The organism is Snodgrassella communis (genome assembly GCF_914768045.1).
Taxonomy (GTDB): domain Bacteria; phylum Pseudomonadota; class Gammaproteobacteria; order Burkholderiales; family Neisseriaceae; genus Snodgrassella; species Snodgrassella communis.
In genome coordinates this window covers 138732-164035 of the sequence record NZ_CAJZCD010000006.1, presented here as the reverse complement: position 1 = coordinate 164035, position 25304 = coordinate 138732, and the positions used below count along the sequence as shown (strand labels likewise).

Below are 25304 nucleotides of genomic sequence, written 5' to 3'. Positions count from 1 at the left end.
TATTCAATCTCCCTTTTGGTAAATATCTGATTAACAGACAATTTTTATTATCAATGGGACAAACACACTTCAATATTATCAATTAAACGAGTGCTACCCAGTACAGCGGCTGCAACAATCACCAGATGATTATCAGAAATCTGTGCTTTTGTCAGCGTCTGTGCTTGCCGGGCTTCAATATAATCTACTTGCCAGCCATGCTGCTGCAAATACGTAACTGCATCGTTTTCCAGAGCGGCAAAATCTCTATTTCCTTCTTCAATTGCTTTTGCCATATTTCGCAAACAGGCAGATAACTGTGCCGCCTGTGCGCGCTCATCTTCTGTAAGATAACTATTACGGCTAGACAATGCCAAGCCGGTTTCAGCTCGCTCAATTTCTACCGGAATAATTTCTATATTCATGTTCAAATCCTGTACCATGCCTTTGATTACGGCAAGCTGCTGGTAGTCTTTTTTACCGAAGCAAGCCACATCAGGCTGAACAATATTGAACAATTTGGTTACCACTGTAGCCACACCACGAAAATGGCCGGGACGACTGCGACCACACAATTCATTCTGGATTGCTGGTGGTTCTACAAAATAACACTGCATTCCATTTGGATATAATTCACTCTCAGCTGGCGCAAATACCACATCGACACCCTCGGCTGTCAGCTTTTTCACATCCTGCTCCAGTGTACGTGGGTACTGGTCAAAATCTTCACCAGCACCAAATTGTATCCGATTTACAAATATACTTACCACTACTGCATCGGCATGAGCTTTGGCCGTACGCACCAGTGATAAATGGCCTTCATGCAAGTTACCCATTGTAGGCACTAAAGCCACACGTTTAACTTGCTGTCGCCACGAACGTAGTTCTGTAATGGTATGTATTAAATGCATTATCTATCCTGTAAGACTGGCTGATACATGACTTGCTTACTGTCCATGTATTCGCAAAAGCAGGATTATAGCACTGCAAACCAGCCTTACAGTGCAATGTATAAAGCTTGTTTCATCAGCTAAATATGTTACTATCAAATCGAACATGGCAGTAAAAATGCATATTGTACGGTACAAACTGTTGTATGGTTAGTAACTTTCAGCTTATAAATCAAGTGGAATTTAAGGACTCATCATGAAAATCAAACACTGGCTGGCCGCTGCGGCTATTGGTTCGACGTTGTTTTTAACCGCCTGTGGTGGCAATGATAACAATTCAACTTCAACACCAGCACAATCCGGTGCCGACAAAATTTATATTGTCGGCACAAATGCCGAATTTGCACCTTTTGAATCACGTACGGCGAATGGTGCATTAACAGGTTTTGATGTTGACCTGATAAATGCAATGGCTAAAGCCGGAAATTTTAAGGTACAGTTTAAAGACCAACCCTGGGATGGCCTGTTCGCCAGTCTGAATAATGGCGATTTGGATATTGTGGCCTCCGGTGTGACCATTACTGATGAACGCAAACAAAGTATGACTTTCAGCGATCCATATTTTGATATTTCTATGATGGTACTGACACCGAAAGCCAAAACATTCCATTCGCTGACTGAATTAAACAGTATGCATCGTGTGGCAGTGGCAACAGGCCAGACTGGTGATCTGGCAGTTCAGAAAGTACTCGGTGCCCAAAGTACCAAAATTGCCCGTTTTGACAGCGTACCTTTAGCCATTAAAGAACTGGAAAATGGTGGAGTTGAAGCAATGGTATCTGATGGCGCGGTAATCAGTAATTATGTTAAAGCAAATGGTGCGGATAAATTTACCATCAATAAAGTGCCTGAATTTGGGATAGACCATTATGGCTTTGTTGTACGCAAAGGTGATACAGCCACGGTGGAAAAACTGAATGAAGCCCTTAAACAAATTCGCGCCAGTGGCGAATACGATAAAATCTACGCCAAATATTTCTCGAATTAAAACTTATCTGTATATTTAGCTAGCATCAATTTAAGCCCGTTATCGAATGTAACGGGCTTTTATGCTGCCCTACCTAGTGAATATCGTTTTTCAATTCGCACGCAGACCTGTAGGGCGGTTGGCATTTGATTTGGCTTTTATATTACTGCACTCTAAAATAGCGACTTTGTTAAAATACTCTAAAAAGATTATGAGTTATCAGATCACTGTTTTACCAGCTGGTGAAACCTATTGTGCAGAAAAGGGGCAGTCGCTGCTTAATGCAGCGATTGATCACGGCATGATGCTTCCACATGCCTGTAAAAGCGGCTGCTGCGGAGCCTGCAAGGCTCGGCTAATCAATGGCCTGACCAGCGAGATTAATAATCAGGCAGCTTTAAATAGTAAATACAACCATCAGCAAGATATTTTACTCTGCTGCCAGAGTGCAGAAAGTGACATCACCCTTTATCTGTCCGATTATCATGGTAGTAATAACCTGCCGGCGCAAACGCTGACTGTACGGATAGATGATATTCGTTATTGCGCCAATGTTGCTATTGTCACCCTGAAACTGCCACCAAATAAGCATTTCAATTTTACTGCCGGACAATATATTGATATTGTTCTGCCTGATAATCTTCGCCGCAGCTATTCCATTGCCCGTTTTAACGATGATACTCGGCAATTGATTATTCATGTCCGCCGTCGTGCTGCTGGTGTCTTTTCTGAACAGTTGTTTGACGGCCGGCTTAAGCCCAAAGACATCATCCGTATCCATGGTCCATTAGGCTGCTTCCACTTACAAGAACAGCATAAACCGCTGATTATGCTCGCCTCTGGTACCGGCATAGCGCCAATTGAAGCAATGCTAGTCGCACTGGCGCAACAACAATATCAGCAACCGGTGTTTGTTTACTGGGGTGTGGCTGCTGAAGAAAATTTATATGATAGCGCTTTACTAAACGAACTCTGTGCCGGCTTGGCACAGGCACAATGGACAGCGGTATTATCGCGAGCATCTGATACATGGCAGGGTGCTCAGGGATATGTACAGGATATCGCATTAGTCAGGCATCCTGACATGAGCCACTATACAGTCTATGCATGCGGGCATCCGCAAATGATTGTTCAGTCCAAAAATTTATTTACCAGCCATGCCTGTCTGGCAGAAGAAGCTTTTTTTGCCGATAAATTCACTCCCGCACCCTGAGTCATCTATGAAAATGACATTACGGAAACATTATCTGCTGCTTGTAGTGCTCTTGCTCATTTACAGCATCGTATTGATTTATGCACTGGCCTATCCGCCCAATCCAAACCGGATTATTGAAACCTGGCTGCTTACTCTGCTGTTACAGCGTTTCTACCCACGCCTGTGGCGTGGCCTGATGTGGTTCAGTGCCATCACTATTTTGCTGTATCATCCCACTGCTGCCCTGTATGGACGGCCAAGTTTTGGTATTGTTGCCTCACTATTAAGTACTACCGCCAGTGAAGCCAGTGAATATATCGGTGCTATTTCATGGCGTACCTATATCGCTACCTTGGTACTGGCATCCGTACCGCTGCTTATTGTACGCTTAAGCCGTAATATAGCTGCACCATGCTGGGGTAGATACTGGGGTCTTTTAATAGTTCTTATTCTTGTGGTCATGACAGCACAGACTGCACGCAAGGGCTATACTACCGGCGGTTTTCCCTTGCGCGTACAGCCAATAGAATTTCTGGCCGATGCTTATCTGCAACCACAAGCTTACTTCGCCGAACTAGCCAAAATAAAAGCAGATCTGGCTAAACCGGATAACTGGCATATCAGCAGTAGCCATCAGAATTACCGTAACTATGTATTGATTATTGGCGAAAGTGTACGCGCAGACTACATGCACTTGTACGGATTTAAATATGCAAATACACCATTTCTGGACAAACATGCCAATATTATTATGGACAAAATGTTGTCTGCGGGTCCGAATACCCCTATTTCGCTATTACATGGTCTGACATTAAGCCACGGCAAACCATTCAGTATTCAAAACAATGTCATTACGCTGGCCAAAAAAGCCGGCATGGATACCGCATGGCTGTCAAATCAGGGGGCACTGGGGCAATACGATACCTCAATTTCCACCATAGCATATCAAGCAAATCATGTTACTTTTCTAAAAACAACTGGTTACGATTTTGGCGAGCGCAGCTTCGATTATCAGCTTATAGCGCCCTTACAAAAAGTCCTTGCTCAGCCGCTGGACAGCTCAAAATCGCGTCTTATTGTGCTGCATATTATGGGTTCACATCCCAATCCTTGTGACCGCCTGCCACAACCACCACATCCTTACGTGGAAAATAATAATAGTAACTGTTATATCGATAGTATCCGACAGACAGATAGCTTGTTACACCAGATATACACAGCATTAAAATCCAGCGACCAGTCGTTTAGCATGATGTATTTTAGCGACCATGGCTTGAGCCATGATAAAAACAGTTATGAAAAAAACAGTATTGTGCGTTCTACCAGCATTTTGCGTCACAATGACCATTATTATCAAAACTATCATGTGCCTTTAGTGGTTATAAACAGCGACCAGACTGGACAATCACGCAATACAGCACAACGCAGTGGACTGGAACTTTTGGATGGAATAGCAAAATGGTTGGGTATCCAGACACCTCAACTACCTTACGGAGAACAGTTTTTCAGCCCTACTCCCAGCCAAGATGCTCAAATTCTGGATTTCAATCAACATCTACAACCAGCAAACCAGCTCCAGAGCGATCCTTTACCTGCTAACTTACGTTAAATTAATTTATTATCCAGCCTGATTTCATTAATAAAGTACATGTTTCTGACTTATAAATAAAACAGAAATATGTACTTTATACTGGATTTTATCTGCTTAAACCTTTTCATTTGACTTGCATCAAAACACTTAAAAGCAAAGAGATTATAATGAATTCACTTTGATTGGTTTCCTCTTGATGTGTGTGTTTAAGTGTGGTGTTCAGCCACACTTTTTTTTATTTTTAATTTGTATTTTTTAACATAATTATTCAATAGCTAATGATTCAAGATTTTTGCAGTCGGACAATTGTGAAGCTGAAAAATTCAATACCACTTTGTCTGATTGTGGCTGATAATCAATAACCACACTACCGCCTTCGCTTAAACGCCCGAACAGTAGCTCATCTGCCAGTAACTTACGAATCCGCTCCTGAATCAAACGATGCATCGGTCGAGCACCCAATGCTACATCGAAACCATGTTTGGCCAGATAAATACGTAAGGCCGGCGTAAACTCGGCCACAACCTGTTTAGCCAGTAGCTGATGCTCCAGCGCCAGCAAAAATTTATCCACCACTTTAGCAATTATTTCTTCATTTAGTGCTTTAAACGGCACAATGGCATCAAGGCGATTACGAAATTCGGGAGTAAAGGTTTTTTCAATCATAGCCAAACTATCTGATTGCTCACGCACGCCGGTAAAACCCAGATTGTGTTTAGCCAGTTCAGCAGCTCCTGCATTGGTAGTCATGATCACAATTACATTGCGAAAATCTGCACTCCGACCATTATTATCAGTAAGTCTGGCATAATCCATCACCTGCAATAGCACATTGAACACATCTGGGTGTGCTTTTTCAATTTCATCCAGCAGCAACACACAATATGGCTGTTTATTGACCGCGTCTGTCAAAAGACCGCCCTGTTCATAACCAACATAGCCCGGTGGCGAACCAATCAGGCGTGAAACGGCATGTCGCTCCATATATTCCGACATATCAAAACGCAGTAGTGGCAAATCCAGCAACTGTGCCAACTGCCTAGCCACTTCAGTTTTACCGACACCCGTAGGGCCTGCAAACAAAAAACTGCCAATTGGTTTATCTGCCTGTTTCAGGCCGGAACGCGCCATTTTTATCGAAGCAGCCAACACCTCAATAGCCTGATCTTGTCCGAACACTTTGGCTTTCAGATTATCTGCCAGAAAACGCAGCACTTGCTTATCGTCATGCGACACCGTTTTTTCCGGTATACGTGCCACTTTAGCAATTATCGCCTCAATTTCTGCCCGTCCGATAACTTTACGCTGTTTGGATTTAGGCTGTATTTTCTGTGCCGCAGCAGCTTCATCGATAATATCAATAGCCTTGTCAGGTAAGAATCGCTCATTGATATAACGTGCAGACAATTCAGCAGCAGCCTGCAATGCCGCACGGGTATATCGCACCTGATGGAATTGCTCAAATGCCGGACGTAATCCCTGCAATATTTGTACAGTTTCCGGCACAGATGGCTCTACCACATCTATCTTCTGAAAGCGCCGGCTCAAGGCATGGTCTTTATCAAAAATAGTACGATACTCGTGATAGGTCGTTGCACCTATGCAGCGCATGCTACCCTTAGCCAGAGCGGGTTTAAGCAGATTTGAGGCATCCATCGTACCGCCAGACACACTGCCAGCGCCAATAATGGTATGAATTTCATCAACAAACAATACAGCTTTGTCCAGTTCACTTAATTCCTTGATAACGGCTTTCAGCCGTGCCTCAAAATCTCCCCGATATTTGGTACCGGCCAGCAAAGCGCCCATATCCAGCGAAAAAACCACGGAACCTTTAATCGATTCAGGCACTTTATCATGTACCAGCAAATATGCCAGCCCTTCTGCCAGAGCGGTTTTACCAACCCCTGCCTCACCAACAAGCAAAGGATTATTCTTGCGTCGCCGGCACAAAGTTTGAATCAGGCGTTGCATTTCCTCACTTCGGCCAATCAATGGATCAATCCGACCAGCCAGTGCTTCCAGATTCAGATTTACCGTATAGAGATCTAAAGCTTTTACTTCTGGCTTGGTTGCATCATTATCATTACTCGGTTCAGTATCTTTATCATGAGTAAGATTAGGATTGCCCAGAGTTAGGTAGCGCAATATATCCAAACGATTTACCGACTGTGATTCCAGAAAATACACCGCAAAACTATCTTTTTCCGACATAATAGCCACAAGTACATCTACTGGCGTTACCTCACCTTTTGCCTGTGCTGCCCGTACATGTACAATAGCTTGTTGCAAAACGCGCTGAAAACCAAGTGTTGGCTGCAATTCTGATTTTTCCCGCTCACTTTCCGACAACACTGGAGTATTTTCGCGAATATTTTGCTGTAATTGTTTGATCAATAAGCTATTATCTACACCTACAGCCTGCAACACTTCACTTACATCGTTACTTTGCTGCAACAGGCCGAGCAGTAAATGTTCGATACCAATAAATTCAAAAGCCTGACTACGCGCCTCGGCATAAACATACTGCAAAATTTTTTCAAGCTGTGCCGAAATCATATTCGACCTCCTAGCAAAGTATCGTCATCAATTATGACTATAACAAAATTCAGTCATTTGCATAAACATGAAGCATAGATGATAAAGTTCAAGTTGCATCTGACCCATATGGCATTTCAATTTCAGAACACTGTACTTAAATCAGCAATTTCAGGCCTCTTCAACTAGGCATTGCAGTGGAAAGCCGGCCGCCTCTGCTCGCAACATTACCTGATTGCATTTGGTCTCGGCGATATCCTTCTGAAACACACCGCACACCCCGCGGCCAGACTCATGCACCATCAGCATAATGGCAATGGCTTGCGTGTGTGGTAAATGGAATACATCTGTCAACACCTCCACCACAAATTCCATTGGCGTATAATCATCATTTAACAATACCACTTTATAGCGTTTTGGCGGCTTTAACATGGTTTTCTGGTTCTGGCTAACAGTTTGTGTATTCGTATTTGACATTGTGCACAAATCTACATTTATCTGTGGGTTTTTAGTAACGGTTGTAATAATTTTATCATTTTTCAGTAAGCTTGCTTGACGTTAGTTCTTAACCTATGTAAAAAGACTACTTAACAAGTCAGACACAGGCTGCCAGACAAACTGTCGTACAGTCGTTCACTATTTTTTTGGTCCTGCTGTGTCGCAAACTTGTTCTTTATTTTGTTTTTTATGTATAGGAAGTTTCATGGCAACTGGTATTGTTAAATGGTTTAACGACGCTAAAGGTTTTGGTTTTATCACTCCAGATGAAGGTGGCGAAGATTTGTTTGCTCACTTCTCTGCAATTAACATGAATGGTTTCAAAACCTTGAAAGAAGGTCAACGTGTATCTTTTGACGTGACCACAGGTCCAAAAGGTAAACAAGCGGCTAACATTCAGGCAGCTTAATCTTAGCCGGTTGTCCGGTTAGTATCAGAATAGCGGCAGATGCCGCTATTTTCTGTTTGGTACAGGAAATACATTCACACCATTACCTGCAACTTGCTACTCAGCCAAACCATATGCATCAAATAGAAATATTTAGCCAGTCGTATGAATTTTCGGGTAGTGCAGTTCAATCATGCTTAAAAAGACTATCTGATTGCATCAGATGCATTTAGCTGGCTTTTGCCAACATTCTTTGTTTACACAGTTCGAATTTATAGCTTTTTTTGTTTTAGCCATCAGATAAGTGCCGGCCTGTTTTTCAGGTTATCAATAATTGAGTTAAAAAGATTTGGATAACCTGATATAGATTACTATAAGTTAGCTGATTTATTCACGTGCAACCAAGAGCATATGTTAATCCGCTTACTTATACCAAAGGAATCAATAATTTACTATATCTGTGCAGTATAGAAAATTGGACAAAGAGTATAGCTCCGAGAAGAGTTTTTAAAAACTTAATTTTTTTCTTCATCTCTGGCTATGGATGCGTCAAATTCTTTTTTTCCTTTTTGATTCTCTCAACAATGGCATTGTAATCAGTCCCTTCCAAATATGTCGGTGCCAGCTGAGGATTCATTGAGTAAATTAACATAGGAATGTCTGATATATATCCTAATGCGCAAGCACATGCATATACAGTTAGATCTGGATAAAAGTTGTATTTTCGCTAAAGATCTTGAGCGAATTGATCAATATTAGCAAATAGTTGATTTGCTCGCATACTGATTTCAGTTAACTATTCCAGCTGAATTTCTGTTTTATCCGTGTTGTTTACCAATGATGATTAATTACACCGCCAAGTAAGTCAACAATACTTTATCCTCGGCAATGATTATATGTAGCCCAATATTGATGATATGTTATATCAGGCATTATACCTGTGATATACAATACATATTAAGATATACATCGTCAAAGTAGGAGCCTGATATTAAGGGTATTCAGCATTGAAAAACCTTAAATAATTAGCGCAATTAAGCTTTTAACATGATAATTTATAAAATAATAATATTTTCTAATACAAATTGTGTGTGGTAATAAAGTAAGCTAAGTTCCAAGGTTTTTGCCCGTTTTTTATTTATTATTAATAAGGTAAAACAGTTTGGGTATTTTTAAGATAAGTTGTGAATTAAATTTTTGTACTTATCTAGTTCAGCCAGCAAACGAAACAACTAAATCTACTACACCATAGTAAAAAAGATATATTTTAATTGAGCACAGCTCATTAGCCAAAAAATATAGCGCAACCACTGGTTACGCTATATTTAGAATTGGTGCCGGCACCAAGAGTCGAACTCGGGACCTTCTGATTACAAGTCAGCTGCTCTACCAACTGAGCTATGCCGGCTAAGGAGATGCGCATTATGCGCAATTAAATTCGATTGCGCAAGCTTTTTTTTTATTTTTTTTTGGATTGAGCAATAACCTGCTGTTTCATTGGTTAATTAAATTATTCAAGCTTTGGCTTACGAGTGACAAACTATAACTATTTTTTATACCGCCATATACTATAATGCAGAGTTTTGTTTATTTAATGGGGAGTATCGGATTGGGACACCAATTTAAACTTGCGCTTGCTGGCGCACAAATCCTGTTTGTTGCATTTGGTGCCATGGTTCTGGTACCGCTGCTAACGGGGCTGAATCCTGCACTGGCATTGATGGGTGCTGGTATTGGTACTTTATTATTTCAAATCTGTACTAAACGCAAGGTACCGATTTATCTGGGTTCTTCGTTTGCATTTATTGCCCCGATTATTTATGCCATGCAGGAATGGGGACTGGCTTCTACCATGTTTGGTCTGTTTGCTGCCGGCTTTATGTATTTTGTGTTTGCTGCATTGATTAAATGGCGCGGGCTGGCTTCGGTACACCGTTTGCTGCCACCAGTGGTTATTGGGCCGGTAATTATGGTGATTGGACTATCAGTAGCAGTGGTGGCCAGTAATATGGCCATGGGCAGATCAGGTGATATACAGGTGGTGGATTACACTCATTCGCTGTTTTTGTCCGGTTTTACATTTGCTGTAACAGTGATTGTAACGGTATTTGGCAGCAAAATGATGCGTTTGATTCCCATTCTGATTGGTGTGGCCGCAGGTTATATCATGGCTTTGTTAACTGGAATGGTGGATACCAGTGCGATGGCGGCAGCGCCATGGTTTGCCCTACCTCATTTTGCGACACCACAAGTTAACTGGCAGGCTGCGCTATTTATGCTGCCGGTAGCCATTGCTCCGACTATTGAGCATATCGGCGGGATTATGGCCATTGGCAAGGTAACTGGGCATGATTATGTAAAAGATCCCGGTTTGCATCGCACCTTGGCCGGTGATGGTTTGGGCGTGTGTATTGCCGGTTTGATTGGTGGCCCTCCAGTGACAACCTATGGCGAAGTAACTGGTGCTGTAATGATTACTAAAAACAGTAATCCAGTAATCATGACATGGGCAGCTGTATTTGCGATTTTTATGGCTTTCTTTGGTAAGTTTAATGCATTTCTTAGTTCCATCCCGCTGCCAGTGATGGGTGGCATTATGTTGCTTCTGTTTGGTACGATTGCTTCGTTAGGTTTGAAAACACTGATTGATGCCAGAGTGGACTTGATGGAACCGCGTAATCTGGTTATTGTAAGTTCCGTATTGGTTGTGGGTGTTGGCGGCATGGTAGTCAAAATTGGTACTATGGCTTTTGCTGGTGTGGGCTTATGTGCCTTACTGGCGATAGTACTGAATTTATTGTTGCCATCCAAATCGTCTTCTCAGACTTGAATAGTCTCCTTTTAGAATTTATTACAAAATCGCAGTTGCTTAGGCACTGCGATTTTTTTCGGTATACTGTGATTAAAGAATATATTATGATTTTTTGAATGAGTAAATAATTGGCTTATTCTGATATTTCAAAGTACCAATATGAGTAAGTTTATTGCCCTCAATGGGTTGAGACCAATTATTCAATTATAAAACAATAATCTAATCCAAACATTGCTACTATCAGATTAATATTACATTGATTAAATCATTATTCGCAGAAACCAACAATTTGTTTTAAAATAGCTTCATGCTGAGCTTTTGTTACCCATCCACCTGAATTACTCAGGAATATTGGATGGCATTTTTAATTATAGCTGCTTGAGCAAATTATATATGGCAGCAAGAATTCCATGTCACATACCACCTATCAGTTAAAACCGCATGAACGCCCCATGATGGCAGGTTCGCCCTCGTTCCCAGACCATCCGTGGCAACGGCGTGTCTGCTATGGCATCATCGGTGTACTTGTGGGTTTAACTGCCGGATTTACCAATGGCATGATGCTGGCCAATATTCCGCAGATGCAAGGTTATCTGGGGCTAACACCCGAACAGGGTGGCTGGATACAAGTATCCTATTACATGTTCAGTGCCATCATCAGCGTATTATTATTCAAAATCCGCCAGAATTTCGGCCTACCGCGGTATGTCAGTTACATTATTCTGGGGCTGATACTGACCAATAGCCTACAGTTTTTTTTCCATAGCTACCATATGGAATTAATCGCCCGGGGCATGAGCGGACTGGTAGGTGGCAGCTTAAACAGCATGGCCATGTATTACATGATGCAGGCCATGCCAACCATTCATCGCGGTAAAGGCATGATACTCGGACTGGGGCTAACTCAGCTTAGTCAGCCGCTAGCAAGATTCATCTCTCCCCTATTGTTACAATACGAACAATTTCAGCTTATATTCAGTTTTCAGTTAGGAATGGCTCTTCTGGTATGCGCAGCAGTATGGCTATTACCTATTCCTTCCGGCTATCTAGAAAAATCATTTGAAAAAATTGACCTCATCAGCTTTCCCTTATTGGCTGCCGGCATTGCATTTATTTCTGCCGGTGCGGTACAGGGAAGAATTGTCTGGTGGGACAAAGACTGGATTGGCTGGCTTTTTGTAGCTGGCGTTGTGTGCTGTATGCTCGCTGTTATCATCGAATACAATCGCAAACGGCCAATGCTTGATATCAAATGGATGATGCACACCAACGGAATGCTTCAAATCCTGATTTTCGGTTCCCTGATTCGAGTAGCCCTATCCGAGCAAAATATGGGTGCAGCCGGTTTAATGACTGTATTAGGTCTGAGTAACGACCAAATGATGCATTTTTATGCAGTCACTTCCTGTGGTGCAGCGCTAGGTCTGATTACCAGCGTACTCACATTCAAACCTACCGATATTAAATTACCTCTGGTCATTTCGTTTGCCATCATTGCCGTGGCCAGTTTTATGGAAGTAGGACAAAACCAGTGGTCAAGGCCGATTAATTTCTACATTCCAGAATTTATGATTGCTTTCGCCTCTTTGTTTTTCTTCGGGCCTGTAATGATGGAGGGACTGATTAGAGCTATCTCAAAAGACTCAGTATACATCATGAGTTTTTCCGCAGTATTCGGTTTTTCTCAGACTGTTGGCGGACTGATTGGTTCAGCCCTGCTTAATGCATTTATCACTATTCGGACACGCGTACATTTAATCAATAGTGCCGATGGCTCCTATCTTACAGACCCGCAGATTAACCATTTAATTCAGCAAAATGCGCTAGCTAGCGAGCGTTTCAGCTTCGACAGCACATGGAATCACGCCTATGGTGTCAGCAAACTGATTCAGCAGGATACCATGCTGGCACAAATAGCTGCCTACAATGACTTATTTGTCGCAGTTGGTATGGGTTCATTAATCTGTTTTCTCGTTGTCGGCGCACATCGCTGGTGGCATCAGATACATGGCACCAACCCCATCGGGCACGAACTGAGAAACTATGCAGCAGCCCGCCAACGTGCGATGCAGCAAGAACCAAAACAATAACATAGAGGATAATAATGACTAACATAGAGCAAAAAAGCGTTGAACAACCTTCAGAAACAGACCAGAAGCAGACTGAAAAACCACAATCATCAGCATCCATACAGCCAGTCGATAATCAGGCTGATTCAAATCAGCCCGCAGATAATGCTGCACCGGCAGAAAAAGAAAATCCATCGCCAGCCCAGACAGTAGCCAGCCAATGGCAACCTCCGAAACGCAAATGGTTTGTTACTGCCATACTGGTACTGATATTAATGCTCGGTATTCTGATGATTTTACGCGCCTGGAAATTACCACCATTTCGCAGTGCTATAGTCTCTACCGATAATGCCTACATACGCGGTCAAACCACAATCATCAGCCCGCAGGTCACTGGATACGTGACTAAAGTATATGTGCAGGATTTTGACGACGTTAAAGCCGGCCAGCCATTAATTCAGATTGATGACCGCATCTATAAACAAAAAGTTGCTGCGGCTGAAGCCGGAATTGGCCTGCAAGACAGCAGTCTGGCCAATTATGAGCAAAACCGCCGCAGTAAAGAAGCTACACTAGCAGCACGGGCAGCGGATATTGCCAACGCCCAAGCTCAACTGGAAAAAGCACAGGCAGACATGGCGCGTGTCAACATACTGGTAGCCGATGGCTCGTTGTCTTTACGTGAGCGTGACCAGACTCGTGCTGCATTGAAACAGGCTCAGACCGGCGTAACACAGGCCAAAGCACAATATCGGATTGCTCAGGAAGAACTGAAAAGTACTCAAGTCAACAAAAGCGGTCTGAAAGCGAACGTGGATAATGCACATGCGCAACTGGAGCTGGCGCAGATTGATCTATCCAATACAGTTGTGCGAGCACCAGAGAATGGCCGCTTAAGTGAAATCACGGTTAAAAACGGCCAGCTTGTTAACGCGGGCACACAATTAATGTTTCTGGTACCGCCACGCAAATGGGTTGTAGCCAATTTCAAGGAAGCACAAACAGCCAATATTCGCGTTGGCCAGCCAGCTTGGTTTACTGTAGATGCACTTAATGGCGCTAAAATCAGCGGTACAGTGGAAAAAATCTCTCCAGCAGCCGGTAGTGAATTTTCTGCTATCAAGCCGGATACCACCACAGGTAACTTCGTTAAAGTACCACAGCGTATTGCCGTACGTATCCGCATTGATAACCATAATGAACTTTTTGAGCGTTTGCGCCCGGGCATGTCTGTGGTAGTGAATATTGACACCACCAGAGTAAGAACATGAAAACACCCTTAGTCAAACTATTGGCACTGACAGCACTATCCATCAGCGTAAATGGCTGTATTCCACGCATTCCCGCTATCCCGGCAACAGCACGAGTAGAGACACCTGCACAATGGCACGAACACTATCCTCAAACAATACAAAATATAGATGCACAATGGTGGACACAGCTGAATGATCCGGTTTTAAATCAGCTTATCAACGAAGCCCTTATCAATAACGTCGATATTGCTCTGGCACAAGCGCGGATCCAAGAGGCTCTGGCTCTGGAACATGCCTCGCGTGCCTCATTGTTACCCAGTATCAATGCCAGTGGTGGTACCACCCGGCAAAAAAGCCTGAATGCTTTTGGCGTAGCGAACATTACCAGAGTTGAACAGCCTACTTTTCAGGCTGCCTATGAACTGGATATATTTGGTAAAAATCGTAATACATTTCAAGCCAGCCGCCTGAGCCGGCAGGCAACCGAAATGGCAGCAGCAGCTACCCGCATCAGCGTCATTACCACCACAGTCAAATCTTATATTACCCTGCGTGCACTGGATGAAAAACTGAATCTGCTGCAAAAAACACTGAATGCACGGCAGCGTGAACTCAGAATTGCCGAGTCTAAGGCCAACGTCGGTTATACCTCACAACTTGAACTTAATCAGGCACAGGCTGAATATGCGGCTACGCTGCAACAGATTCCAGTGATTCAATCCAGTATCAGTCAGCAGGAACACGCACTCAGTATGTTGATAGGCAGTAATAGCCGTATTATCGAACGAGGCTTATCTTTGTCGCAACTGCATGCACCGGCCACTCCCGCCATGCTGCCCTCCGATCTGATGAAAAACCGCCCCGATATCGTGCAGTCATCATTGTTACTGGCCGCCAGTGACGCCAATCTGGCCTCAGCACAGGCAGAGTTTTTTCCATCAGTCAAAATCAGTGCCACATTTGGCCGCGTGTTTTCTACAGCTCCCATTAAAGAACCAGTTAATATATGGAGTATAGGCGGCAGTATACTGGCACCTATCTTCGAAGGCGGAAAAATACACGCCAATTTTGACCTGAATGTCGCTAAACGGAACGAAGCAGCTTGGAATTATCGTAAAACCGTGTTGACTGCGTTGAAAGAAGTCGAAGACCAACTTTCCAGCAGCTACCACTTGCAGCAACAGGAACAGGCTCTGGAAATGGAACGTGCAGCGCTAGCCAATGCCCTGCACCACGCAACCAATCGCTACCGTAGCGGCTATTCTCCCTATCTGGATGTTTTAGACAGCCAGCGTAATCTGCTTAGTGTAGAAAGCCAGCTTATTCAAAGCAAAGCCGATTATCTAAACTCACAAGTTTCCCTCTATCAGGCTCTAGGTGGCGGCTGGACAATAGTAAAAAATCTCAATATCAATAAGCCCTGATTAATATATCAATACAGACTTAACAGGAGGCTGCACACCAACATCTTCAAAAAATAGCTTGGCAGTACCTGCTGATTCGTTACCTGATCAGTATGTTAAAATAGCTTTGTTTCCCGTATCCAGTTTTGCAGTTTTATTATGTCTATTGATTCAGAACACATTGACCGGCTCTTACCTCAGACACAGTGCAGGCAATGTGGTTATCAGGGATGTTTGCCGTATGCACAGGCGTTAAGCCGAGGGGAAGCTGCGATTAATCTGTGCACCCCGGGTGGCACCACCGTCATCATGGATCTGGCAAAATTACTGAACAAGTCTGTTCTGCCTCCTGCTGATCCGTTCAAAGCGCAGCAACCCAAAGCAATAGCATTGATTGATGAAGCAGAATGTATCGGCTGCACTGCCTGCATCAAAGCCTGTCCGGTTGATGCTATTCTGGGCGCGACTAAGCAAATGCACACCGTAATCAGCAATGAATGCAGCGGATGTGAATTATGCATTGAGCCCTGTCCGGTAGACTGTATCACTATGCAGCCGGTACAAGAACACTGGCTGCCACGTGCCCGGCAATTGGCCAACAAACAGCAGGACGAACGTTTTGCCGCTGCCACACAGGCTAAGGTACGTTTTCAACATCGCACAGCCCGTCTGCAACGCCTACAGCACCAGAAAGAACAGCAATTGCATACACACCGCCTGCAAAAAACAGCAATAACAGCTACATCTTCAACCAAGTCAGCCAGTAGCATCAATTCGGCTGCACTGATTGCCAAAGCTATGGCCAAAGCTCAAACCCAGCAGTTACAACGACGTGTTCCTGACAATCAAGAATCATTCCAGCAACAACAAATTGCCAAAGCTCAGGAACAGGCCGGCTATCGCCGTGCCATGCGTGATTTACAATATGGTAATGAGCAACAGAAAGCCGATGCACTCACTTGGTTACGTTTATATAAACAACAGCATGAACCCCAGCAATAATATGTTTAGCCTGATAAAATTAAAAAAATAATAAACTTACAAGTTATAATCAAAATTAATTAACAACCCAAACTAATGAAATTCAAAAAATGAAAAAGCTAAAATTGATTCTGACTTGCGTAACCACCCTGCTGGTGCTTAATGCCTGTACTTTTGCACACAAGCCCAATACCAGATATTTATCCGGCAACTGGCAAATTCGTACCCTGAACGGCGAACCCACGCCTGATGCGTCTGCGCGCATTCGTTTTGATCCTAAAACCCACCAATACTTTGCTTACTTTGGCTGCAACCAAATAAGTGGTACTTATCACGATTCTAATCATACTTTGCGCTTAAGCCGGCCTGCTGGTATCAACAAATTGTGTGCCAATATCGAAGATGAACGTACCGGTACTGGCACACTTGGTTTTGTTGACTCATGGCGCATAGTTAATGACAATATTGGTATGCGTCTGCAATTACTGGATAAAAATAATTATGTTCGAGTTGAAGCACGTTTAGTACAAGAAACTGAAAACAAAAATAAATAAATCTCTTCAACACCAGTAACCCATTACAGACAGTCAAAGCCGCTGATTTCATCGTATTGAAAAGGTTATCCCAACAAAAAAGCCACATTATTACCATGTGGCTTTTTCTCTAGCTTATAACATTAATGCGGAGCAATCATATCTTCTGGAATGACCCATTTATCAAATTCTTCTGCCGTCAGAAATCCAAGCTCAATTGCTGCCTGTTTCAGACTGGTGTTTTGTGCATATGCGGTTTTAGCAATCTTAGCTGCTTTTTCATAGCCAATATGACGATTAAGTGCAGTAACCAGCATCAGAGAATGATGCAAATTGGCATCAATTTTTTCCCGTACTGGCTCAATGCCTACTGCACAGCGCAAATTAAAACTGTTGCATGCATCTGCCAGCAAACGCACTGATTGCAGAACATTAAACACCAGCACCGGCATAAACACATTCAGTTCAAAATTACCAGAAGCACCTGCGACAGTAATCGTTGTATCATTACCCATTACTTGAGCAGCTACCATCGTCATCGCCTCACACTGGGTTGGATTTACTTTACCCGGCATAATACTTGAACCGGGTTCATTGGCCGGAATAGTAATTTCACCTATACCGCAGCGTGGACCACTGGCCAGCCAACGAATGTCATTCGCAATCTTGTTCAGACTTACGGCCAGCGTTTTCAGGCTGCCTGAAGCAAATACCACCGCATCACGCCCGCCGAGGGCTTCAAATTTGTTAGGTGCAGTAACAAACGGCAAACCAGTCAGTTCTGCCAGTTTTGCCGCAGCTTTTTCTGCATATAGAGGATGACTGTTCAGCCCCGTACCCACGGCAGTGCCACCTAGTGGCAACTCATACAGCCAGTGCAATGCCTGCTGCAAGCGTGCCAGCCCATGATCTAGCTGGCTAACATAACCGCTAAATTCCTGTCCCAGTGTTAATGGTGTTGCATCCTGTAAATGAGTGCGACCAATCTTAACAATATCTTTAAAAGCCTCAGCTTTTGCAGCCAGCGTATCCCGTAAAGCCTGCACAGTAGGAATCAGATGCTGGTTAATCTGAATGGCCGTAGCCACATGAATGGCTGCCGGAAATGAATCATTGGTAGACTGTGCATGATTAACATGATCATTCGGATGCACCGGCTGATAACTGCCACGTGGCTGGCCAGCGATTTCATTAGCGACATTGGCCAGAACTTCATTCATATTCATATTGCTCTGAGTGCCAGAACCAGTTTGCCATACTACTAATGGAAACTGATCAGCAAGCTCGCCAGCCAGAACACGTTCAGCTGCCTGCACAATCAGACTGGCACATTCATCACTGATGCGTCCAAGCTGCTGATTGGTTAATGCTGCTGCTTTTTTAACCAAAGCCATTGCCTGAATCATGGCAGGAGGCAAAGTTTCCCCACCAATGTCAAAATTTTGCAGGCTACGCTGAGTTTGCGCACCCCAATAAACATTTTCAGATACAGCGATTTCACCCATGCTGTCATGTTCAATACGTGTATTCATACCGTCTCCATAATAGCGCGCACATTAATATTCAAATTCAAAACAATAATGTACACACCAGTCAGACATTAATTACATTCCCAAAATCTCTGGAAAATACTTCATCCACATTACCATTAAAAACAGACTGAATTGTGCAGTGACTCAATCAACCTCACCGCCAATTTATTGCATTTATAAACATATATTAAAATAAGAACAATATTTTGCCATCAAATTTATTATAATTTACCGACATATACCAATACAGATATATATTGTACAACCTAAACACACAATCAGCATCCAGATATCCCGCTCTCTCATATAGATCTGAACGAAAATAACAATATTCAAACCAGTTTGTGGCAAAATATAAAACTGGTAAACAACACAAGCATAAACAATGGATATAGCCTTTCAGTTTTCAGCATTACTGGCATTAGGCATGGGTGCACAATGGCTGGCTTGGTATCTGAAACAACCGTCCGTACTGTTTTTGCTGTTTACCGGCATCATAATTGGTCCTGTACTGGGCTGGTTTCAACCGGATGCAGTAATGGGAAACATGCTTTTTCCCTGCATCTCACTGGGTGTAGCAATTATTCTGTTTGAAGGTGCCCTTACCCTGCAATTTCATGAAATCAACCAGCATGGCCGTGTCGTGCAAAATCTGGTCACATTAGGCGCACTAATAACCATCATCGTATTATCACTGGCTGCATACTGGCTGTTTAAACTGGATTTACGCGTGGCTTTACTGTTTGGTGCTCTTGTTTGCGTTACCGGCCCGACAGTGATTGCACCGATGCTGCGCAGCGTGCGTCCGCGCACTCAAATTGCCAACATCTTACGCTGGGAAGGGATTATTATCGATCCGATTGGCGCCATAGCTGTAGTGCTGGTATACGAATATATCGTTTCCAATGGCCACGAAAACTCACTGCTCCTTTTCAGTAAAATTGTACTTGTGGCCATTATCTGTGGGGGGGTGGGCGCAGTATTTCTGGCCAATGCCATCAAGCGCTACTGGTTGCCTGAATACATGCGTAATGTAGTAACCTTTGCATTTGTCCTTACTTTGTTTTCCCTATCCAATTATCTGGAAAGTCAGTCAGGTTTATTAACCGTGACAATTCTGGGGCTGGCTCTTGCTAACTGGCCACAATTTCCCCGACAAAGCATTCTGGCTTTTAATGAATCTCTCACCCTGTTATTTATTCCCACCCTGTTTATTATTCTGGCTGCGCGCATGGATGTGGCTGCTTTACTGGGTCTGGGTTGGCGTGGATTGGCCTTATTATGCATCGCCATGTTTGTTGCCCGCCCTCTGGCCGTATGGTTTTCATCCATTAATTCCGGTTTAAACGTACAGGAAAAGTTGATGATAAGCTGGATTGGACCACGTGGTATTGTTGCCGCATCCATTGCCTCATTGTTTGCACTGCGCCTGCAAAACCAGCATTTAGCCGGCACTGAGCTATTAGCACCCATGGTTTTTCTGATTATTATTGGTACAGTGCTGATTCAAGGCTTGGGTGCAAAAACCGTAGCCAGCTTACTCAAAGTGCGTGAACCAGGCAATAATGGCGTACTAATAGTAGGCAGCAATGAAGTTGCCCTTATGCTGGCCAATACCCTCAAACAACTGAATATTGATGTGCTAGTAGCCGATTATCACTATGTCCAGATTGCTCGCGCACGCATGCAAGGGCTACGAACCTATTTTGGCAATCCCGTTTCAGAAAACGCGCAAACTCAGCTAGACCTGATGGGCATTGGCCATCTGTTTGCCGTGAGCCGTGATAAAGAACTGAATACCTTATGTGAGCTACAGTTTCGGCATGAATTTGGTGAACAGAATATTTACCGCATCCGTTTTGCCGAAGAGCAGGATTTAACTTCCCGCGCACAAAAACAGCATCAGTACGTATTCCGCCAACTGTTTGAAAAGGATGTTACTTTCAGCAGACTGGAAAACATGCTCAACAAACAGGCAAGGATTAAAATTACCAATATTACTGCTGCCTATGATTATCAACAGTACTGCCACGATCATCCGCAGGCAATACCCCTGTTTCTTCAGGATAAAAACAATACTCTATCTATCATCAGTACTGAATTTCAGCCTGCTATGGCGATTGGCAAAAGACTGATTGCGCTGGATTATTAGCAGAGAACAACAGCAGCCTATGTTTTGAAAATACAGCTGTAACTCACAATCAGCAAATACAAATTCAGAAAATAATAGTAAGTATACAAATATTTAAATTAAATTTAATAACCATATTTACACGAAAATCATTTTCACCATACCAATATGAGCATGATAGATACTATTAATTCTGCTCATGCAATATCGATTCAAAAGCTTTCAGACGTTTATGAATGGATAAAAGCTCAATAATGGTTTTCCAAGAATTAATCAGATACTGAAAAGATTCACGCACATTATTAAACACATTAATAATCTGATTAATCAACCCCAGAGTCATCGTGCCAGCTGCAATAGAAGGTGTTAATACAAACAGCCCAAACAGCCCGTCTAATTGTAGATACCAAGTACTCACCATATTGAAATAGGCATAGTGGAAATACAAGCGATAATAATTCACCCGCACCCGCTCAAAAAGCTGTTGCAAGGTAGCAGGCTGGGCGCGCTCACCATAATCTTCCCCATAGACCAGTTCCTTACGGTAGGCGGCTTCCACTTTCTGATTATTGTATTGAAGACCAGGCAGCTTAATACCCACAGCCATCAGCAATACCGTACCAAACAATGACCAACCCAATGCCGCCCATACCAGCGAATATTTAACTTCACCAATCAGTGGTAATACTGGTACATGGCTGGATAGCTGAAACAGAATCGGTAAGAACGCAATCAACACCATAACGGCTCGTACCAAACTCACACTCAACTCTTCCACAATCGTGGCAAAGCGCATGGTATCTTCCTGAACACGCTGGGAAGCACCCTCAACCGTACGTAATTTTGGCCAGTGGTCGATATAATACTGATTCATGGCTGTACGCCAGCGAAATACATAATGGCTGACAAAAAAAGCATTCAGCATAATCACAGTCACCGCCACCATCGCAATCAATAAAAATGTGAGCATATTCTGATAAATATGATTGATTGACCCGCCACCACTACCGAGCATCTTCTGAATCATATCCCAGAACGGACCATACCAAGCATTGATGGTTACATTTACCTGCACATTAAACCAGATATTGAACAAAATTAAGGCCGAACCCCATATCGACCACCGTTGCCACGGATGCCGTGCTATTACTGACCAAAAAACCGCAAAAATGGTTGTCGCCAGTACAAACCAGATATAAAACCATAAAAATGCAGGTGACCAGAAACGTGACAGACCAACAGCCAAAGGCTTGTCTGCATAGCCAGGTGACCAGCCAAACCATTCACCTGCTGCTTTACCGCCCGCATACCAGAGAAAAATATTCAGACCAATCCACAATATGGCGGACAGGAAAAACCAACGTGGCTTTGGGAAAAATGACTGAAACACAATACCATCCTGATAAAATGACTGCCGGTTGAAAGACAAAATATTTATGGTTTCAAACTATGTCAGCTATTGTTGTCTTCTGTCACAATGCTTACACAACCAGACTAATTGTAAAGCAGCTATTAAATAGTTACTTTTATACAAAGTCAATTAATATAATCTAATTCTGGTAAGGTCTGATTTCGTCAAGCGGCAAATCCTGATAATCAAAAATATTCAAATCTGTATCAATCACCTGAATTTTTTTACGCGGGATAAAATCTGTTGATAAAACAGAATGTGTATTTAACTCATTGACTTTCTCAATACCCATCCAATCGTGAATTAAATAATAATTATCCTCAGTAGGATAGACTTCCTTGTATTCACCTGTCTTTTTACTGTTGTCGGGCACTACATTTCATAAACCGAATAGTAGTTACATTTGATAAGTAAGCGAAAACTTCTATGATTTATATACAGATATCAGATTAATTACCATCTTTGCTGAGTGAATAGCAGCCTGTTGCAAAAACTGATCAAAACTGATTGAAGCATCAGCATCACCATTATCTGAAATAGCACGGATAATCACAAACGGGACATTGAGCTGATGGCAGGTTTGTGCAATTGCGGCTGCTTCCATTTCCACGGCTACCACATCTGCAAACTTTTCTTTAATAAAATGATTTTGTTCAGCAGTACCGATAAACTGATCGCCACTGACAATTAAACCAGTATAGATTTCGGCACCAGAAAAAACTTGTGCAGCCTGTCTGGCTGCATCAATAAGATACTGGTTTGCAAAAAATCTTGGCGGCAATTGTGGTACCTGACCATGCTCATAACCAAAAACAGTCACATCAACATCATGATGAGCTACCTCATTGCCAACCACTACATCGCCAATCTGCATACCCGTTTTCAAACCGCCGGCACTGCCCGTATTTATGACATAATCAGGAGCAAACCTTTCAATGAGAATAGAAGTCGTGAGCGCAGCATTAACCTTACCTATACCACTGAGGGCAAGTATCACCTTTACCCCGTTAATTTCACCCTGATGAAAATGTACAGCACCAGCCACACTATCCTGCCGCTTATCCAGCTGTTCAAGTAAATAGTCCAGTTCCGGCTGCATTGCAGCAATAATTGCCATTAAAGGTTTATGCATAATCCAGTCTTTATGATATTTGCTCACAAAGTAGAATAGCATAAATTAATTACACAAACCACAATATTACAAATACATATTTTTATACATAAGATGACGTAAAGAAATGACAGACAATATTATGGTTACTAAACAGACAGAATTAAAATAAAGATAGCTGTGACTGTTTTTTAGCTAACTGAACCAAAGCAGTGCCTAATCCACTGCGCCGCTGCTGGTTATTTTTTATGCCTTGTGCCAGTTGTTTGGCTGTCCCACAAAAAGTGAACTGCTGTCTGGCACGGGTCAGAGCCGTATACAAAAGGGAGCGATTAAACAGAGAATCTTCCGCCGCTGCCTGCGCCTGAGGAGCCAGTAACCAGATACAATCGTATTCAGAACCTTGACTTTTGTGCACTGTAATCGCAAATGCAGCTTCATGCTGAGGTAAACGACTAAGAGAAATAGCACGATAGCTTGCACCATCAGCAAAATAGGCAAGTAGATGGCCTGAATTATCCTGATCTGGCAGAACGACACCAATATCACCATTAAACAAACCAACACCATAATCATTCTGGGTAATCAGAATTGGCAGACCCGCAAACCAGCTATCTGTATTCAGATGCAGCTGCATGCGTAAATAACGCCGGTACTGCTGATTAAATGCCTCTGCATCTGCACGCCACGCTGTCAATACCATGATATCGGTCAGATGGCTGAAAACCGCTGTCATATCATTTTCAGCCACTGCCTGCCACCACACTTGCTGCTGTGAATATAGATCGCGGCTCAATCGCTGCAAATCAGCCTGTCGCAGCTGCAACTGTTTCGGAAAACTGGTTATAGCATTTAGTGCCGCACCATCATCACCATTGATACATGCCGTTGCCAGCGCACCAATACCCTGTGTAGCGTCAAAGCGATAACTGTGACTCAAAGTAGCAACGTGTGCAGCCATATTGGCATCGTCACGGGAAGGTGGTAAAGACTGATCTGGCAATAGTGCAGTAAGTTGCCGTTTCAGCACGGGCGACAATACCGTTGGTTGAGATAATTCAGCTAGCACATTGCCGGCACCAACTGCTGGCAACTGATTGGCATCTCCGAGCAAGATCAGACGCACATCAGCTTTTAACGCACGTAACAATGCCCGAAACAGCGATAAATCCAGCATAGAAGATTCATCAACCACCAGAATATCAACTGGCAATGGATGTTCAGCATCATATGGACCCGTTAACAACGGAGGTTGTAACTGTAGTAACCGGTGCACCGTCTGACCTGTTAAACATCCCAGTAATTGCATACCGCTGTCTGGCAGTGGCAATTTATTCAGCGCACGCTGTAAAGCAGTAGCCATATGAGCTGCCGCCTTGCCGGTAGGTGCCACCAGCGCAATCTTCGGCGGACGCGATAGTGGCCAAGCATGCTTGAGTAATAAGCTCAGAATCTTAGCAACCGTGGTTGTTTTCCCCGTACCCGGCCCGCCATTAATCACCACAAAATGCTGGATTAAAGCCAGTGCAGCGGCAAAGCGCTGCTGAGCACTATCTGCCTCAGGAAACCATTCAGCCAGATCGGCGGCCACAGCAGCTTCATTTACGCTTGCAGGCGCGATATTGGCCAGTTGCCACAAACGCTCAGCAATATCCAGCTCTAGCTGCCACATTCGTCCGAAAAATAAATGATTTTTCTGCAAAATAAACGGCGTGTAGGCTCCAGCGGCACCAACCAAAATACCACAGCTGCGGATTGCGGCCAGATATTCACGAGGTACAGTAATATAACTGTCTCCCCGATTAAAAGCCCATAACAATGCATCAGCCCATGGCTGCATAACAGTCCACTCAGCGTGTGCTGCCGCGCCAAGCACTCGAGTCATTGCCTGTAGTGCCGGATGAGTGGCCGGTACAGAAGCCTCTACCTGATCGACATCATCAACCATGATTACAAATACAA

Annotated in this window: 19 protein-coding genes and 1 tRNA gene; 11 read left to right on the top strand and 9 right to left on the bottom strand. The window is 43.3% G+C overall.

Annotated features, from left to right (window positions below):
- Window positions 1-50 precede the first annotated feature (50 nt).
- Window positions 51-890 carry a pantoate--beta-alanine ligase gene (gene panC, locus MJ761_RS07745; RefSeq protein ID WP_093091711.1) on the bottom strand — a complete coding sequence of 280 codons (840 nt, stop codon included), beginning with the start codon at window positions 888-890 and terminating at the stop codon, window positions 51-53.
- Between the two features lie 235 nt (window positions 891-1125).
- Here panC and MJ761_RS07740 point away from each other — a divergent pair, with 235 nt between their 5' ends.
- The 3 genes from MJ761_RS07740 (at window position 1126) to MJ761_RS07730 (ending at window position 4700) form a co-directional block, all read left to right on the top strand.
- Window positions 1126-1917, top strand: a complete 792-nt coding sequence (locus MJ761_RS07740) for a basic amino acid ABC transporter substrate-binding protein (RefSeq protein WP_093091709.1) — start codon at window positions 1126-1128, stop codon at window positions 1915-1917.
- 190 nt (window positions 1918-2107) lie between these two features.
- Window positions 2108-3109, top strand: coding sequence for an FAD-binding oxidoreductase (locus MJ761_RS07735; RefSeq protein ID WP_176715059.1), 1002 nt, complete (start codon window positions 2108-2110; stop codon window positions 3107-3109).
- A gap of 7 nt (window positions 3110-3116) precedes the next feature.
- Complete coding sequence (locus tag MJ761_RS07730; RefSeq protein ID WP_176715058.1) at window positions 3117-4700, top strand: phosphoethanolamine transferase; 1584 nt, start codon at window positions 3117-3119, stop codon at window positions 4698-4700.
- Between the two features lie 246 nt (window positions 4701-4946).
- Here the strand turns inward: MJ761_RS07730 and clpA are convergent, their stop codons facing one another.
- On the bottom strand, window positions 4947-7241 hold the full coding sequence (clpA, locus tag MJ761_RS07725) for an ATP-dependent Clp protease ATP-binding subunit ClpA (protein ID WP_093091703.1): 2295 nt from the start codon (window positions 7239-7241) through the stop codon (window positions 4947-4949).
- 150 nt (window positions 7242-7391) lie between these two features.
- On the bottom strand, window positions 7392-7697 hold the full coding sequence (gene clpS, locus MJ761_RS07720) for an ATP-dependent Clp protease adapter ClpS (RefSeq protein ID WP_093091701.1): 306 nt from the start codon (window positions 7695-7697) through the stop codon (window positions 7392-7394).
- A 226-nt stretch (window positions 7698-7923) separates the two neighbouring features.
- Between clpS and MJ761_RS07715 the strand changes: the two genes are divergently transcribed.
- Window positions 7924-8127 (top strand): cold-shock protein, encoded by a 204-nt coding sequence (locus MJ761_RS07715; RefSeq protein WP_025330479.1) that lies wholly within the window; start codon window positions 7924-7926, stop codon window positions 8125-8127.
- A 1311-nt stretch (window positions 8128-9438) separates the two neighbouring features.
- Here MJ761_RS07715 and MJ761_RS07710 read toward each other — a convergent pair.
- A tRNA-Thr gene (locus tag MJ761_RS07710) sits at window positions 9439-9514 on the bottom strand.
- 201 nt (window positions 9515-9715) lie between these two features.
- Between MJ761_RS07710 and MJ761_RS07705 the strand changes: the two genes are divergently transcribed.
- The 6 genes from MJ761_RS07705 to MJ761_RS07680 all read left to right on the top strand — a co-directional run bounded on the left by MJ761_RS07705 (window position 9716) and on the right by MJ761_RS07680 (window position 17178).
- On the top strand, window positions 9716-10936 hold the full coding sequence (locus MJ761_RS07705; RefSeq protein WP_369796838.1) for a uracil-xanthine permease family protein: 1221 nt from the start codon (window positions 9716-9718) through the stop codon (window positions 10934-10936).
- A 392-nt stretch (window positions 10937-11328) separates the two neighbouring features.
- Window positions 11329-13008, top strand: a complete 1680-nt coding sequence (locus MJ761_RS07700) for an MFS transporter (protein ID WP_093091697.1) — start codon at window positions 11329-11331, stop codon at window positions 13006-13008.
- Window positions 13009-13022: 14 nt separating this feature from the next.
- Entirely contained in the window at window positions 13023-14258 is a 1236-nt protein-coding gene (locus MJ761_RS07695; RefSeq protein WP_093091695.1) for an HlyD family secretion protein, read from the top strand.
- Window positions 14255-15664: an efflux transporter outer membrane subunit gene (locus tag MJ761_RS07690; protein WP_093091693.1), complete on the top strand. Its 1410-nt coding sequence runs from the start codon at window positions 14255-14257 to the stop codon at window positions 15662-15664. The genes MJ761_RS07695 and MJ761_RS07690 overlap by 4 nt, the downstream gene beginning before the upstream one ends.
- Before the next feature lie 138 nt (window positions 15665-15802).
- Window positions 15803-16645 carry an RnfABCDGE type electron transport complex subunit B gene (locus MJ761_RS07685; protein WP_093091691.1) on the top strand — a complete coding sequence of 281 codons (843 nt, stop codon included), beginning with the start codon at window positions 15803-15805 and terminating at the stop codon, window positions 16643-16645.
- Window positions 16646-16734: 89 nt separating this feature from the next.
- Entirely contained in the window at window positions 16735-17178 is a 444-nt protein-coding gene (locus tag MJ761_RS07680) for an META domain-containing protein (protein ID WP_093091689.1), read from the top strand.
- A gap of 122 nt (window positions 17179-17300) precedes the next feature.
- Here the strand turns inward: MJ761_RS07680 and fumC are convergent, their stop codons facing one another.
- Complete coding sequence (gene fumC, locus MJ761_RS07675; RefSeq protein ID WP_093091687.1) at window positions 17301-18689, bottom strand: class II fumarate hydratase; 1389 nt, start codon at window positions 18687-18689, stop codon at window positions 17301-17303.
- 385 nt (window positions 18690-19074) lie between these two features.
- On the opposite strand from fumC, the gene MJ761_RS07670 reads away from it, so the two are divergent.
- Window positions 19075-20841 (top strand): cation:proton antiporter, encoded by a 1767-nt coding sequence (locus tag MJ761_RS07670; protein WP_093091685.1) that lies wholly within the window; start codon window positions 19075-19077, stop codon window positions 20839-20841.
- A 166-nt stretch (window positions 20842-21007) separates the two neighbouring features.
- Here the strand turns inward: MJ761_RS07670 and sbmA are convergent, their stop codons facing one another.
- The 4 genes from sbmA to recD form a co-directional block, all read right to left on the bottom strand.
- On the bottom strand, window positions 21008-22210 hold the full coding sequence (gene sbmA / locus MJ761_RS07665; RefSeq protein WP_093091683.1) for a peptide antibiotic transporter SbmA: 1203 nt from the start codon (window positions 22208-22210) through the stop codon (window positions 21008-21010).
- Window positions 22211-22370: 160 nt separating this feature from the next.
- Window positions 22371-22604 (bottom strand): hypothetical protein, encoded by a 234-nt coding sequence (locus tag MJ761_RS07660; protein ID WP_141683409.1) that lies wholly within the window; start codon window positions 22602-22604, stop codon window positions 22371-22373.
- Between the two features lie 51 nt (window positions 22605-22655).
- Window positions 22656-23363, bottom strand: a complete 708-nt coding sequence (locus MJ761_RS07655; protein ID WP_093091681.1) for a 5'-methylthioadenosine/adenosylhomocysteine nucleosidase — start codon at window positions 23361-23363, stop codon at window positions 22656-22658.
- A gap of 142 nt (window positions 23364-23505) precedes the next feature.
- Window positions 23506-25290, bottom strand: a complete 1785-nt coding sequence (gene recD, locus MJ761_RS07650) for an exodeoxyribonuclease V subunit alpha (protein WP_093091679.1) — start codon at window positions 25288-25290, stop codon at window positions 23506-23508.
- Between the last annotated feature and the right edge of the window lie 14 nt (window positions 25291-25304).

What these genes read in the sequence shown, in the direction of transcription:
- panC (WP_093091711.1), bottom strand. Translation starts at nt 890, where the DNA reads ATGCATTTAATACATACCATTACAGAACTACGTTCGTGGCGACAGCAA.
- MJ761_RS07740 (WP_093091709.1), top strand. Translation starts at nt 1,126, where the DNA reads ATGAAAATCAAACACTGGCTGGCCGCTGCGGCTATTGGTTCGACGTTG.
- MJ761_RS07735 (WP_176715059.1), top strand. Translation starts at nt 2,108, where the DNA reads ATGAGTTATCAGATCACTGTTTTACCAGCTGGTGAAACCTATTGTGCA.
- MJ761_RS07730 (WP_176715058.1), top strand. Translation starts at nt 3,117, where the DNA reads ATGAAAATGACATTACGGAAACATTATCTGCTGCTTGTAGTGCTCTTG.
- clpA (WP_093091703.1), bottom strand. Translation starts at nt 7,241, where the DNA reads ATGATTTCGGCACAGCTTGAAAAAATTTTGCAGTATGTTTATGCCGAG.
- clpS (WP_093091701.1), bottom strand. Translation starts at nt 7,697, where the DNA reads ATGTCAAATACGAATACACAAACTGTTAGCCAGAACCAGAAAACCATG.
- MJ761_RS07715 (WP_025330479.1), top strand. Translation starts at nt 7,924, where the DNA reads ATGGCAACTGGTATTGTTAAATGGTTTAACGACGCTAAAGGTTTTGGT.
- MJ761_RS07700 (WP_093091697.1), top strand. Translation starts at nt 11,329, where the DNA reads ATGTCACATACCACCTATCAGTTAAAACCGCATGAACGCCCCATGATG.
- MJ761_RS07695 (WP_093091695.1), top strand. Translation starts at nt 13,023, where the DNA reads ATGACTAACATAGAGCAAAAAAGCGTTGAACAACCTTCAGAAACAGAC.
- MJ761_RS07690 (WP_093091693.1), top strand. Translation starts at nt 14,255, where the DNA reads ATGAAAACACCCTTAGTCAAACTATTGGCACTGACAGCACTATCCATC.
- MJ761_RS07685 (WP_093091691.1), top strand. Translation starts at nt 15,803, where the DNA reads ATGTCTATTGATTCAGAACACATTGACCGGCTCTTACCTCAGACACAG.
- MJ761_RS07680 (WP_093091689.1), top strand. Translation starts at nt 16,735, where the DNA reads ATGAAAAAGCTAAAATTGATTCTGACTTGCGTAACCACCCTGCTGGTG.
- fumC (WP_093091687.1), bottom strand. Translation starts at nt 18,689, where the DNA reads ATGAATACACGTATTGAACATGACAGCATGGGTGAAATCGCTGTATCT.
- MJ761_RS07670 (WP_093091685.1), top strand. Translation starts at nt 19,075, where the DNA reads ATGGATATAGCCTTTCAGTTTTCAGCATTACTGGCATTAGGCATGGGT.
- MJ761_RS07655 (WP_093091681.1), bottom strand. Translation starts at nt 23,363, where the DNA reads ATGCATAAACCTTTAATGGCAATTATTGCTGCAATGCAGCCGGAACTG.
- recD (WP_093091679.1), bottom strand. Translation starts at nt 25,290, where the DNA reads ATGGTTGATGATGTCGATCAGGTAGAGGCTTCTGTACCGGCCACTCAT.